Genomic DNA, 12,900 nt, shown 5'->3' on the forward strand with positions numbered 1-12,900 from the left:
CGCTATTTGGCCTCCGCCTCCGTCGCCAGTTGTTTGCCGTGGGCCGCATTCACCCACCAGCCGAACGCCGCGGCGGTAAAGAACATGATGATGCTGTACAGCGCTGCGGGGATGGCCATGGTGCTGTTGTTTAGCAACACCGGGCTGAGCGCCAGGGCGATGGCCAGGGTGCCGTTGTGGATGCCGATCTCCATGCCGATGGCGATGGACTGGCGCAGGCTCAGCTTGAGCAGCCGCGGTACCAAGTAGCCCACCGCCAGGCTCAGCAGGTTGAACGCCAGCGCCGCCGCACCCACCACCGGCGCGTAGTCGAGTACCGTCTGCCAGTCCTTGACCAGGGCCAGGACGATGATCAGCAGCAGGAACAGCGCCGAAATGATTTTCACCGGGCTTTCCATGCGCATGGCGAAACCGGGAAAGCGGCTGCGCAGCAGCATGCCGATGGCCACCGGCCCGAGCACGATGGCGAACACCTGCATCACCTTGGCGAACTGCAGGGGGATGGCCTGGTCGCCCTCCATGAAATAGGCGAGCGACAGGTTGACGATAATGGGCATGGTCAGCACCGCGACGACCGAGTTCACCGCGGTCAGGGTGATGTTCAGCGCCACATCACCATGGGCCAGGTGGCTGTACAGGTTGGCTGACGTACCGCCGGGAGACGCGGCCAGCAACATCATGCCGACGGCCAGGGCCGGGGCCAGGCCGAACGCCTGAACCATGAAGAAACACGCCACCGGCAACACCAGCAACTGGCAGAACAACCCTACCAACACCGGCCTGGGGTACTTCAGCACCCGGGCGAAATCCGCCAGGGTCAGCGATAACCCGAGGCCGAGCATGATGATGCCCAGTGCCATGGGGAGAAACACGCTCAGCAGGGGGTTTGCAGTCATCGGTACATCTCCGCGGTCAGACTTCCATGATCCTGGCCCACACTGTAGCGGGCATTGTTCCGCGACGGGTGGGCCGCTTCGGTAAACCCGCCCCCCATCAGTTCGATGGATCGGCATACATTCGGCCACTGCGACATCCTTGTCCAATCACCAGGCCAGGATTATCAACACTGCATATTCCAATGGAGGCTTCCCATGTCCACGCAGCTCAACCGCCAGTTCCTGCTCGCCAAACGCCCCACCGGCATGGTCAGCCGCGACACCTTCGATTACGTGGAAAAGCCGATCGGTGAGCCCGCTGACGGGCAGATTCTCGTCAAGAACCTCTATCTGTCGCTGGATCCGGCCATGCGTGGCTGGATGAACGAGGGCAAGTCCTACATCGCGCCGGTCGGCCTGGGTGATGTGATGCGCGCCCTCGGCGTGGGTGAAGTGGTTGCCTCACGGCACCCGGATTACGCCGTCGGTGATCACGTCAATGGCGCCCTGGGTGTGCAGGACTACTTTCTCGGCGCGCCAAAGGGCTTCTACAAGGTCGACCCCAAACGCGCACCGCTGCCGGTATACCTGTCGGCCCTCGGCATGACCGGCATGACCGCCTACTTCGCCCTGCTCGACGTCGGCGCGCCGAAGAGTGGCGATACGGTGGTGCTCTCCGGCGCGGCAGGCGCGGTGGGCAGCATTGCCGGGCAGATCGCCAAGCTCAAGGGTTGCCGGGTAATCGGCATCGCTGGCGGCAAGGAAAAATGCGCCTACCTGACCGATGAACTGGGTTTCGATGCGGCCATCGATTACAAGAGCGAGTCGCTGCCAGAAGCGCTCAAGCGCGAATGCCCGAAAGGCGTCGATGTGTATTTCGACAACGTCGGCGGCGATACGCTGGATGCCGTGCTGGGTCGCCTGGCACCCAAGGCGCGCATCGTCATCTGCGGCGCGATCAGCCAGTACAACAACAAGGAAGCGGTCAAGGGCCCGGCCAACTACCTGTCCCTGCTGGTCAATCGCGCACGCATGGAAGGCTTCGTGGTCATGGACCATGCGGCCAATTTCGCCAGCGCGGCTGCGGAAATCGGTGGCTGGCTGGCCAGCGGCCAGGTCAAGTCGAAAGAACACATCGTCGACGGCCTGGAAACCTTTCCGGAAACCCTGCTCAAGCTGTTCAAGGGGGAAAATTTCGGCAAGCTGGTCCTCAAGGTCTGAGCACCTGGCGGGCGACCCAGTGTCGTCCGCTCATCCTTCCACGCACGCACAGCCGTGGTTCGCCCGCGCTGCGGCGCTTGCTTGCCGAGCAGCCTCCCAGGCTGCGGCAGCGCATCGACACGACGAGACGATGGCGATACGCCATGAAATTGCTTGAGGCGCCACCGCCTGATCGGGTAGCTTCGCCGCCATGCTGGTCGCGCGTCATGGCCCGGCCAGCAGACCTCTCTCGTGCGCGGAGCCGTGATGGAACTGGTATTCACTGCAATTACCCTTGCGCTGGCTGGCGCGATCTATCTGCTGTACCAGTACTTTCGCAGCGCCAGCGCACTGTGCCGCCTGCCCATGGCCGAGTGGCTGCAGCGCTTTGCGGCCGCCAGTTCCCTCGAACAGCACGAGATGGCCGAGACGCTGCTACAGCAATCACTGGTGCTGGCGGCACGAATGGGTATGCAACTCGACGCGGCAGACCTGGCGGCGGCTAACGGCGAACCCACCGCTCTTATCGACAGCTGGCGAACCCAACTGCCCGAGATCCTGCCTCCTGCATATATCGCCACCTCGCCCGCCCGCACACTGGGCGCACTGATGGTGATTCATCAGGTCGATCCCCAACGTTTCCGGCAGTTGGTCGGCCTGCCGGCTGGCGACTGAGCAGCGCCTTCTCGAGCAGTTGGCCAGGCCAGCCTGAAACAATCTGCCGCCACCATCTGCTCCAATTGGGTGGAACTTCTCCGTGCTGAGGCCTACAGAAACCTGTATCGGCCCCATCAGGAGACCCCGTAATGGAACAGTGGAACATCTGGCTCGACCGCGATCTATGGCTCGGCATCGGCGTGGTACTGGTCGCCACCGCAGTGATCTACACCGTGCTGCGTGCCGTGGTGGGCATCGTGCACAAGCGCTTGAGCGCCTGGTCGAAAGGCCAGGAGGGCAACTGGCAGCATTTTGTCGCCGTGGTGGTCGGGCGGACCAGCCGCTTCCTGCTGCTGGCTTTCTCGCTGTTGCTGGCGTTGCGCGTGCCCGACCTCCCCGGCAGCTGGCAGGCGGCGCTGAGCCACACCTGGTTCGTCGCCCTGGCGCTGCAGATCGCCCTGTGGGTGGACACGGGGGTGCGCCTGTGGTCGCGCAGCCTGGTGGTCGGCAAGCATGGCGGCACCGCGTACAACCCGGTGATGACCACCATCATCAGCATCATGGTGCTGATTGTCGTCTGGTCGGTAATGCTCCTGTCGATCCTCGCCAACCTCGGCGTCGATATCACCGCGCTGGTAGCCAGCCTTGGTGTCGGTGGTATCGCAGTCGCTCTGGCAGTGCAGCAGGTTCTGGGGGATGTATTCGCCTCGCTGTCGATCGGGGTGGACAAGCCATTCGAAATCGGCGATTTCGTGGTCTTCGGCGAAGTGGCCGGGAGCATCGAACATATCGGCCTGAAGACCACCCGCATCCGCAGCCTAAGCGGTGAACAGGTGGTATGTGCCAACGCCGACCTGCTGCGCCAGATCGTGCATAACTACAAGCGCATGGACACCCGGCGCATCGTCTTCAAATTCGGCGTCAGCTACGACACGCCCAGCGACAAGGTGCGCCAGGTGTCCGAAAAGGTCGGCGAGATCATCCGCGCCACGCCGAAAGCCAGGTTCGACCGCGCCCACTTCCTCGGCTTCGACGAGAGCCAGTTGACCTTCGAGGTGGTCTATATCGTGCTGAGCTCGGACTATAACCAGTACATGGACATCCAGCAGGAGATCAACCTGCAACTGCTCGATACCCTGCGCGAGATGGATGTGCGCTTTGCCCTGCCGCGCCGCGACCTGCGCCTGGTCGGTGAAAAGATGCCGACACTGAAGGTCGCCGGCCTGCCGCAGCACGAACAGCAGGACGACCTGGCCGAACATGACCAGCGCCTGCCGCGCTTCAGCTAGCGTGCCGGACGTCGTTCGGCATCGCGCCCGTAGCTGCGGATTAGTGCCGCCCAGCTTTACCGGCAACCGCTCATGCGGTTGCAGTTGACGCGGTCTCGCTCACCGCTGGAGCTGGACAGCCGGCTCACCACGTTCCAGCCGATGCGCCGGCTGGAACCTACCCACAGCTCGCCATCGCTGCTCACGCCCGTGAACAGTTGCAGACGACCGTAGGTGGTACTGGTCTGAGCCCAGGTTTGCCGGCTAATGGCATCGTAGCCACGCATCAGCGTGTCGCTGCCCTGCTGGGCGATGCCGTAGTGATTGCCGAAGCGATCCGTGCAGTTGAGCAGCGTTGCACTGCGAGTGCAGCGCATCGAGTCGCCTGGCAGCACGAATGCGGCCTGAACCGGTACGGCCATGCACAGGGCCAGCAGACTGGTGGCGGCAAGATTCAGACAGGTTGGCACAGGCCTCTCCAGGCGAACGGATTACCCATGTTAACGCCCTGTCCGGGCCCATTGCAGCCGCTCATGATTGTCCCTGATGCCGTTCCAGCCGGCTCATGTGCCGAGCCAGACCGACTGCTGCCGCCAGGCCGATTGCCACCAGCGCCCACCACAACAGCTGCGGCGGTGCCTGATCAGCCGGCAACAGGCGGCCGATGAGCACGTTGCTGAACAGCGCGGCCAGGCCACCGACACCGGCGAAGAAGCCATAATAAGCGGCCATCTGACCGCGCCTGGCGTAATGCGGAACGTGGGCCGACAGCAGCGGCAGCACCAGCAGGCTACCGAGGCTCAACAACGCGGCCATCAGCAGAACCGCCCATTGCGGGCCCAGCAAACTGGCAAAGGGTTGCGCCAATACGCTGTAGCTGGTGGCCATCAGCCCCAGGCCGAGGCCCATGCCCTGCCCTTCGCTGAGCCAGCGTTGCCGCAACGCACTGATCGGCATCTGCAACAGCACGCCGACCAGCGCGGTGATCACGAACACCCGGGTGATCCACGCCTGGCCGCCACCGTGGGCATGGCTATAGGCCGGGATGGCCAGGTACAGCGGGTGGAACAGCACCGGGTAGGCGGCAGCCAGCAAGGCGAAGCGCAGGAAGGGCCGCTGCTGCAGCATGTCCAGGCACTGGCGCAGCATGGTCACCGGTTGTTCGCCGGAGACCAGTTCCTTGAGCGGCAGAAAACGCCACTGAACCAGGGTCATCAACAGGAACAGTGCCGCGGCCACCATGCCAGACACCGCGAAGTCGACGCCGATCAGCAGCAGGCCGGCCAACGGCCCGAGCAGCATGCCGGCGGTGCTGGCCATGTTGTGCAAGGCGAAAGCCTGCTTGCGCTGCAGCGCCTCCTGGCATTCGTCGGCCAGGTACGCCTGGGCGCAGGGCGTGAACAGCGCCCCGGCAAAGCCGCTGAGACAGGCCGCCAAGAGCAGGACGGCCAGGCTCTCGGAGAACCCCAGCACCGCAAACCCCACGCAGCGCACCAGGCAACCGATCAAAATCGCGCGCCGGTAGCCGATGCGGTCGCCGAGCAGGCCACCGAGCAGAAACAGCCCCTGCTGGCTGAACACCCTGATGCCGAGCACCAGGCCCACGGCCCACCCCGCCAGACCCAGGTTCTCGCTGAGGTGACCGGCCAGGTACGGTACCAGCATGTAGAAGCCGAAATTGAATGCCAGGCCGTTGAGGATCAGCACCCGCGCAGCGGGAGACAGCTCGAGGAACCGGGACCAGATGCTGCGCATCGCTCAGCGCTCGATCATGCCAGCCCGTGCGTTCTGACTGTTCACGGCGGTGGTCTCGCTGGTACTCATGGGCAGTTCTCTCGGTTCTCTTGTGGGGTGCGGACGATGCGAATGTGCGGTACGCCATCATCGCCGCGCTGCACGCTCACCGGCACCTTGTAGAGGCGACGGATCAACGCTTCGTCGAGGACGTCCGCCGGCGCGCCACAGGCTTGCAGCGCACCGTCTGCCAGCACGATCAGCTGGTCGGCATATTGTGCCGCCAGATTCAGGTCGTGCAACACCACCAGGGTAATCCAGCCGTGGCGGCGCGTCTGCTGCCAGAGGTGGTCCATCAGCGCGACCTGGTGCTGCAGGTCGAGGGCGCTGACCGGCTCGTCGAGCATCATCAGCAGCGGCTCGCGCAACAACACCTGGGCGAACAACACCATCTGCCGTTGCCCGCCGCTGAGCTCGCGCACCGGGCGGTCGGAAAACGCCGCCATGCCGACCGCGTCCAGTGCCCGCAGGGCGGTCATCAGCAGGTCGTCGCCGAGGTGCATGCCGAGCGCGTCGAGGCGCCCGAGCAGGACCACCTCCAGCGCGGTCAGGCCAAGCTCCAGCGCGGTGTCCTGTGGCATGTAGCCGATGCGCTTGCGCCAGCGCGGCAGGTGGCGAGTCTGCAACTCGTCGCCCTGCATGCGGATCTGTCCGCTATGGCCGAGTTCCCCGAACAGCACCTTGAGCAGGCTCGACTTGCCCGCGCCATTGGGACCAATCAGCACGTGCACGCGGCCCGGTTCAAGGCTCAGTGAGAGGTTCTCGAACAGCAGCTTGCTTCCGACCCGCGCGGTGACCGACTGCAACTCAAGCATGGCGGCCTCGCTTGCCAATGATCAGCCAGAAGAAGAACGGTACGCCGATCAGCGCCGTGACCACGCCGATGGGAAACAGCGCGCCGGGAATGATGCTCTTCGACAGCACCGAGGCCAGGGACAGCATCGCCGCGCCACAGAGCATCGACACCGGCAGGAAGAAGCGTTGATCCTCGCCGACCAGCATGCGCGCGATATGCGGCGCGACCAGGCCGATGAACCCGATCACGCCGACGAAGCTGATGGCGGTCGAGGTGATCAGCGCCACCAGCGTCAGGCTGCGCAATCGCAGGCGCGTAACGTCAACACCGAGGCTGCGCGCGCGGGCCTCGCCAAGGCGCAGCGCGGTCAACTTCCAGGCATCGCGGTAGAGCAGCCAGCCGCCGACCAGCGTCACCCCGGCCACCACCGAGAGGGTTTGCCAGGTGGTGCGCATCAGGCTGCCGAACAGCCAGAACACGATCTGCTGGTTGAGTTCCGGCGAGGACAGGAACTGCAGCAGCGACAGCAGCGACTGAAACAGGAACAGCAGCGCAATGCCGGCCAGGATCAGCGTATGCGAGCCCACCGAGCGCATGGTCGCCAGGCCGATCAGCACGCTGGCCGCCAGCATGCACATGATGAATGCGCCAAGAGGAATCGCCAGCAGCGACGGCAAGCCAAACCCGCCAAGGGTCAGCGACAGCGCCGCGCCGAACCCGGCGGCTGCCGCCAGCCCGAGGGTGAACGGGCTGGCCAGAGGGTTATCCAGCAGCGTCTGCATCTGTGCGCCGCCCAGGCCCAGCGCCGAGCCGACCACCAGCGCCATCAGCGCGATCGGCAGGCGCATGTCGAGCACGATGGCCTTGGTGGTCGCGGTCACCCCGTCGAGGTTCAGCAGCGCCGCGATCACGTCGCGCAGGCCCAGCATCGACGGGCCGGTGGCGACATCCAGCAGCAGGAACAACAGGATCAGCACGCAGAACAGCAACAGGTGCCGCAGGCGTTTCTTTTCTCGGGCGCGCTGGCGCTGTAGCGCCTCGCCCAACGGGTTCAGGGTAGACATGGCAGTCCTGGAAGGCAGACAACCGGACAAGTGCCCGGTTGTGCAGGGTCGAAGGGAAACTCAGAGCCCGGTGAAAAAGGTGCCCTGGGGGGTAACCGACAGGTATTTGCGGTAGAAATCCTGGTAGTTGCGCACCGGATCGATGTCGCTGAACAGCTCCGGGTAGAAGACCTTGGCCAGGTACTGGATCGAGGCGAAGTCGGTGATGCTGCGCGACGCGCCCTGGTAGACGCCATACAGCCGCTGGTCCTTGACGGCGTCCAGGTTCTGCCAGCCCTGACGCTTGGCGAAGCCGGCAAGGGTGGCTTGGGCCTGAGCCGGCTCGACACCTTCACCAGCCAGCAACGAGCCGGGCACCTTGGTCGACTCGGTGCCGGCGATCAGGATTACCTGCGGGTTGGAGGCCAGTACCTGCTCGGGGTTGATCGGGCCCCACCATTGCACGAACGGCGCGGCGATGTTGTCGCCCTGCGCCACGTCGATCATCGCGCCCCACATGTTCTTGCCATAGGTGAAGCTGTACTCGGCAGGACCCTTGTTGCCGAACTCGACGTAGACCCGCGGTTTCGGCTTGCCGGCCGCCGCGATACGCGCCTGCACATCGTTGATGGCCGAGGTGTAGACGTTGGCAATTTCCCTGGCGCGGGCCTGTTGCCCGGTGATTTCGCCAAACAGCAGTGTGCTGGCCACGTGACGCTCGACGGTCTGTGCGTTGTAGTCGACCACCACCACGGGAATGCCCTGCTTCTCCAGGCGTTCGACATCCGGACCCAGGCCCTTGTACTGCCAGTCGGCGAGTACCACCACGTCGGGGTTGAGCGCCAGCACCTTCTCGACCGAGAAGGTCTGCACTTCGACTTCACCGACGTCGGCGATGTCCTTGATCGACGGATCATGCTGCACGTGGAGCGCCCAGTTCGCCGAGCGCCAGCCTTCCCAGGCCTCGCGGGAGATGCCGACGAGGTCCTTGGCGCCCCGCTCGCCCGCAACGGCCAGGTAATCCTCGAAGTAAAAGCCGAGCATCACGCGCTTGGCCGGCGACTCGATGGTGACCTTGCGGCCCAGCACATCCTCGACCTGCTTGGGAGCAGCGAAGGCGCTCAGGGAAATGGCTGAAGCAGTTGCCAGCAGTACTAACCGCGAAATGATACTCATCGGATGTCCGTCGTGACCCGTTAGTGGGGAAAGCCGGGCGCATACTAGAAGAGGACGATAACAATAACAACTCGCATTAATATGGCCCTAACCGCCTACCCCAGGGAGTTGCCCGGTCGCCTGCTGGCGGACCATGGCAGCGCACGCACCCGCTCGAGCATCATGGGCAGATCAACCGACGCCGCGTCACACGCCGCGACAGCATGAGCGACACGCAGAGGCGTATCAGACGGGCTGAAACCGCAGCACGCGCGCGCCGTCTTCCGGGTCGATCAAGTAACGAGCGCGCACCCCGAAGGTGTCGCGCAGGCGCTCGGTGGTCAGCACCTCGGCCGGTGCGCCGAGCGCCACCAGGCGACCGCGCTCCATCACCCCCAGGCGGTCACATTGCAGTGCCTGGTTGAGATCATGCAGGGCGATCAGCGTAGTCACCGGCAAGGCCCGCACCAGGTTGAGAATCGACAGCTGATGCTGGATGTCCAGGTGGTTGGTGGGCTCGTCGAGCAACAGGATCTGCGGCTTCTGCGCCAGCGCGCGGGCGATATGCACACGCTGACGCTCGCCGCCGGACAGCGTGGCCCAGGCCCGCTCAGGCATTTCGGCCATGTCGACATCGGTCAGCGCCTGGTCGACGATCCGCTGATCCTCGCTCGACCACGGCTGTAGCGCCGACAGCCAGGGCGTGCGGCCCAGTTCGACAGCATCGCGTACCGTCACCGCGTCGCCAGTGTCGGCCTGCTGCTCTACGAACGCCAACTGCCGGGCCACCTCTCGTCGGCTCAGCCGCGCCAGGGGTTTGCCATGCAACTGCACCTGACCACTGCCTGGCGTGCGGATGCCGGACAGCAGCTTGAGCAGGGTCGACTTGCCCGAGCCATTGGGGCCGATCAGGCCAAGGGTTTCTCCCTGGCGCACCTGCAGGTCGACGTCAGCGACGATGGCGCGTCCCTTGACCGCCCAGCCCAGGCCGTTGCATTGCAGCACACAGCTCACCGCACTCGCCTCCCACGCACCAGAATCACCGCAAAGGCCGGCGCGCCGATCAGCGCAGTCACCACCCCGATCGGCAGTACCTGGCCCTTGATCACCGTGCGCGACAGCACGTCGGCCGCGATCAGGAACACCGCGCCGGTGAGCGCCGCCACCGGCACCAGCCGGCCATGCCGAACACCGACCAGGAGGCGCGCGGCATGGGGAATCACCAGCCCGACGAAACCGATGGAGCCGACGATCGACACCATCACCGCTGTCACCAGCGCCGTGCAGGCGATCAGCGTGGCCTGCACACGGCGCACCGGCACCCCGAGCGACGCCGCCGATTCCACCCCGAAGGTGAAGGCGTCCAGCGCGCGGGTGTGCCAGGCCACCAGCAGCACGCCGGCCAGCGCCACCGGCACGGCCAGGGCCACGTCGTGCCAGTTGACCCCACTGAGGTTGCCGAGCAGCCAGAACATGATGCCGCGCGCCTGTTCCGCACTGGCCGATTTGGTGATCAGAAACGAGGTCATGGCGTTGAACAGCTGGGAGCCGGCGATACCGGCGAGAATGATCTGCCCGGTGCCGTTCAACGCGCCGCCGCCCGCCGCACGAGCCAGCAAGGCGACCAGGCTGAATGCCGCGATGGCGCCGAGAAACGCGCCCATCGACAGCGACAGCATACCCGCGCCAAGTCCCAGCAATGCCACCGACACCGCGCCCGTCGAGGCGCCCGCGGATATGCCCAGCAGGTAAGGATCAGCCAGTGGATTGCGCAGCAGCGCCTGCAGCACCACGCCGCATACCGCCAGCCCCGCGCCACAGCCGGCAGCGACCAGCGCGCGGGTCAGGCGGTAGTTCCAGACGATGCCCTCGTCGATCGGATCAAGCACGAAGCCTGCGCCGAACAGCTTGTTGGCCAGCACCTGGAAGACCACGGACAGCGAAATCCGCGTCTCGCCCAGGGCCACCCCGGCGATCACCGCGACGGCCAGCAACGACAGGCAGGCCAAGGTCAGCAAGAACAGACGAGAGCCGCGCGTGATCATCGTTTGATATCGAACCCGTCAACGGCCTTGGCCAGGGTTTCGATGCCGGTGATCATGCGCAACGAGGCCTGCATGCCATCGGCGTCGAGAATCACGATGCGGCCGTTCTTGACCGCATCCATGTGCTTGGCGACCGGGTCGTTGCGCAGGAACTCGAGTTTCTTCGCCACGTCGTCGGCGGGGTAACGGCGACGGTCCATGCGTGCCAGCACCAGGACGCTAGGGTTGGCCTTGGCCAGGGTTTCCCAGCCGACGGTGGGCCATTCCTCGCTGGATTCGACCACGTTGCGCAGGCCCAGAGACTTCATCATGTAATCGGCAACGCCCTTCTGGCCGGCCATGTAAGGGTCCAGGTCGAGGTCGGCACTGGAGAACCAGAACGCGGCGGAAACGTCCCCGGCCTGGCGCTGCTCGGCGCCAGCGACCGCAGTGGCGAGGCGCGCCTGCAAGCTGCCGACCAGTTGCTCGCCTTCGGCCTGGACGTCGAAAATCGTCGCCAGCTCTCGCACGCTGGCGTACAGGCTGTCGATCTGGAACGGCTGCAGGCGGGTGCCGTCGGCACCGACCAGGTTGTCCTTGCCCTCGCAATCGGTGGGCATGATGTAGGTGGGCACATTCAGCCCATGGAACTGCTCGCGGGTGCCGACCACGCCCTGCTTGCCGACCATCCATTCGAACTGCACGGCAACCAGACCGGGGCGCTTGTTGATCACCGCCTCGAAGCTCGGCTCGTTGTCTGCCAGCCGCTCGACCTTGGCGTTCTGTGCTTCGAATTCGGGCAGCACGTGGCTGAACCACAGCGAGGTGCCGGCCAGGCGATCACCCAGGCCCAGGGTATAGAGGATTTCGCTGGCGGCCTGGCCGATGGTCACCACGCTCGTCGGCGCTGCCGTGAAGCTCAGCGAGTGGCCGCAGTTTTCGAGCGTCAACGGGTAGTGCGTCGGGCCAGCGGCCGCTGCCAGGCTGGACAGGCCGAGGGTGGCGGCAAGAACGGCGATACGAGACACGGACATGCGGGTGATCTCCCAATCAACGGATACGCATAAACGGCAGTGCGCAGGCTGGAGAACACATCACGCCAAACGGCCTTGGCCGCACCGCCCCTCGTATGGACGGTGATCACGGATGCCCCCTCCCGGACACCCCGCCGGCTGGTTCGACTACTGACGCCCGATGCGCTGCCAATGCAGCGGACCAGACCCATGCCGGCAGGTCTCCTGACTGGTACGTCATGGCACGGCAGCGGCCTTCCCGGGAGCGATCCCAGTGACACGAGTGCAGCCGTGCTCGGTACCTACAGTTGCGGGGGCAGTTCCGTTTGGCCACTGCGGTGGCTACGGATTCCCTATTAATTCCTGGTGGAAACCGGCGGGCGGCATCTTAAACGATTCAGCCACGCCCCGGCACCGCTTTGCCGTGGTTTGTGCAGAATCGTCGCCGATACCGGGGGGCTGGACCGTTTATAACACCGTCTATAGCGGCAGCATTATTGTTATATTATAACATTTAAGCAAACTGTTTTTGGTGGACGAGAACAGGCCACGCGCCCGCCATGAAGCCGTGCTCAAAAATTCAGCACAACGGGTTGAAATGAGAACCAAAATCAACAAGACTGTTATTGTTACTTTATAACAATTGCCTTGGAGGTCTTATGAAACCCGGTATCCACCCCGACTATCGCCCGGTGCTGTTTCACGACGTTTCGGCTGATGCGTACTGGCTGATCGGCTCAACGGTCAGCACTGACCGGACCCGCGAGCACAGCGACGGCAACATCTATCCCTATGTGGCCTTGGACGTGTCCAGCGCCTCCCATCCGATCTACACCGGCCAGCAGCGTCAGACCGCAAGCGAAGGCCGCGTGGCAGGTTTCCACAAACGCTTCGCCGGCTTCACCGCAGCCCGCTCGTGAAAGTGCTCGCTTCGCTGAAACAGGCCAAGCTGCGCCACCGCGACTGCCAGATCGTCAAACGTCGTGGTCGCATCTACGTGATCTGCAAGGCCGAGCCGCGCTTCAAGTGCGTGCAGGGGCGGCCCAAGCCGCAGCGCAAGAACAAGGGATGATGC

The 12,900-nt window shown here is 64.5% G+C and carries 14 protein-coding genes and 1 riboswitch; of the genes, 5 read left to right on the plus strand and 9 right to left on the minus strand.

All coding sequences use genetic code 11. The annotated features are described in order from the left end of the window. Positions 1-2: 2 nt before the first annotated feature. Positions 3-896 carry a bile acid:sodium symporter family protein gene (locus tag ACZ0AV_RS02680; RefSeq protein WP_499149606.1) on the minus strand — a complete coding sequence of 298 codons (894 nt, stop codon included), beginning with the start codon at positions 894-896 and terminating at the stop codon, positions 3-5. Positions 897-1,091: 195 nt separating this feature from the next. Here ACZ0AV_RS02680 and ACZ0AV_RS02685 point away from each other — a divergent pair, with 195 nt between their 5' ends. The 3 genes from ACZ0AV_RS02685 (at position 1,092) to ACZ0AV_RS02695 (ending at position 4,021) form a co-directional block, all read left to right on the plus strand. Then, the gene (locus ACZ0AV_RS02685; protein ID WP_499149607.1) at positions 1,092-2,096 is read left to right on the plus strand and encodes an NADP-dependent oxidoreductase; all 1,005 of its coding nucleotides are present in this window, start codon (positions 1,092-1,094) and stop codon (positions 2,094-2,096) included. A 246-nt stretch (positions 2,097-2,342) separates the two neighbouring features. Next, on the plus strand, positions 2,343-2,750 hold the full coding sequence (locus tag ACZ0AV_RS02690; protein WP_499149608.1) for a hypothetical protein: 408 nt from the start codon (positions 2,343-2,345) through the stop codon (positions 2,748-2,750). A 131-nt stretch (positions 2,751-2,881) separates the two neighbouring features. Further along, positions 2,882-4,021: a mechanosensitive ion channel family protein gene (locus ACZ0AV_RS02695; protein ID WP_499149609.1), complete on the plus strand. Its 1,140-nt coding sequence runs from the start codon at positions 2,882-2,884 to the stop codon at positions 4,019-4,021. 56 nt (positions 4,022-4,077) lie between these two features. On the opposite strand, the gene ACZ0AV_RS02700 is transcribed toward ACZ0AV_RS02695, so the two are convergent. The 8 genes from ACZ0AV_RS02700 to ACZ0AV_RS02735 form a co-directional block, all read right to left on the minus strand. Further along, a complete protein-coding gene (locus tag ACZ0AV_RS02700; protein ID WP_499153273.1) occupies positions 4,078-4,422 on the minus strand; it encodes a hypothetical protein in 345 nt (114 codons plus the stop codon). Between the two features lie 109 nt (positions 4,423-4,531). Beyond that, positions 4,532-5,755 (minus strand): MFS transporter, encoded by a 1,224-nt coding sequence (locus ACZ0AV_RS02705; protein WP_499149610.1) that lies wholly within the window; start codon positions 5,753-5,755, stop codon positions 4,532-4,534. Positions 5,756-5,820: 65 nt separating this feature from the next. Next, positions 5,821-6,609 (minus strand): ABC transporter ATP-binding protein, encoded by a 789-nt coding sequence (locus ACZ0AV_RS02710; protein WP_499149611.1) that lies wholly within the window; start codon positions 6,607-6,609, stop codon positions 5,821-5,823. Next, a complete protein-coding gene (locus ACZ0AV_RS02715; RefSeq protein WP_499149612.1) occupies positions 6,602-7,654 on the minus strand; it encodes a FecCD family ABC transporter permease in 1,053 nt (350 codons plus the stop codon). Before ACZ0AV_RS02715 ends, ACZ0AV_RS02710 begins: the two co-directional genes overlap by 8 nt. Positions 7,655-7,714: 60 nt before the next feature. Next, positions 7,715-8,809: an ABC transporter substrate-binding protein gene (locus ACZ0AV_RS02720; RefSeq protein WP_499149613.1), complete on the minus strand. Its 1,095-nt coding sequence runs from the start codon at positions 8,807-8,809 to the stop codon at positions 7,715-7,717. A 225-nt stretch (positions 8,810-9,034) separates the two neighbouring features. Continuing rightward, complete coding sequence (locus tag ACZ0AV_RS02725) at positions 9,035-9,802, minus strand: ABC transporter ATP-binding protein (protein ID WP_499149614.1); 768 nt, start codon at positions 9,800-9,802, stop codon at positions 9,035-9,037. Then, complete coding sequence (locus ACZ0AV_RS02730) at positions 9,799-10,833, minus strand: FecCD family ABC transporter permease (RefSeq protein ID WP_499149615.1); 1,035 nt, start codon at positions 10,831-10,833, stop codon at positions 9,799-9,801. The genes ACZ0AV_RS02725 and ACZ0AV_RS02730 overlap by 4 nt, the downstream gene beginning before the upstream one ends. Next, on the minus strand, positions 10,830-11,846 hold the full coding sequence (locus tag ACZ0AV_RS02735) for an ABC transporter substrate-binding protein (RefSeq protein WP_499149616.1): 1,017 nt from the start codon (positions 11,844-11,846) through the stop codon (positions 10,830-10,832). The genes ACZ0AV_RS02730 and ACZ0AV_RS02735 overlap by 4 nt, the downstream gene beginning before the upstream one ends. 177 nt (positions 11,847-12,023) lie before the next feature. Further along, a riboswitch (cobalamin riboswitch) is annotated at positions 12,024-12,218 on the minus strand. Between the two features lie 266 nt (positions 12,219-12,484). Between ACZ0AV_RS02735 and ACZ0AV_RS02740 the strand changes: the two genes are divergently transcribed. Both ACZ0AV_RS02740 and ykgO read left to right on the plus strand, forming a co-directional pair. Continuing rightward, complete coding sequence (locus ACZ0AV_RS02740) at positions 12,485-12,745, plus strand: type B 50S ribosomal protein L31 (RefSeq protein ID WP_499149617.1); 261 nt, start codon at positions 12,485-12,487, stop codon at positions 12,743-12,745. Next, positions 12,742-12,897, plus strand: coding sequence for a type B 50S ribosomal protein L36 (ykgO, locus tag ACZ0AV_RS02745; RefSeq protein WP_499149618.1), 156 nt, complete (start codon positions 12,742-12,744; stop codon positions 12,895-12,897). The genes ACZ0AV_RS02740 and ykgO overlap by 4 nt, the downstream gene beginning before the upstream one ends. The last annotated feature ends 3 nt before the right edge of the window (positions 12,898-12,900 follow it).

The organism is Pseudomonas sp. AC532, from assembly GCF_979258965.1.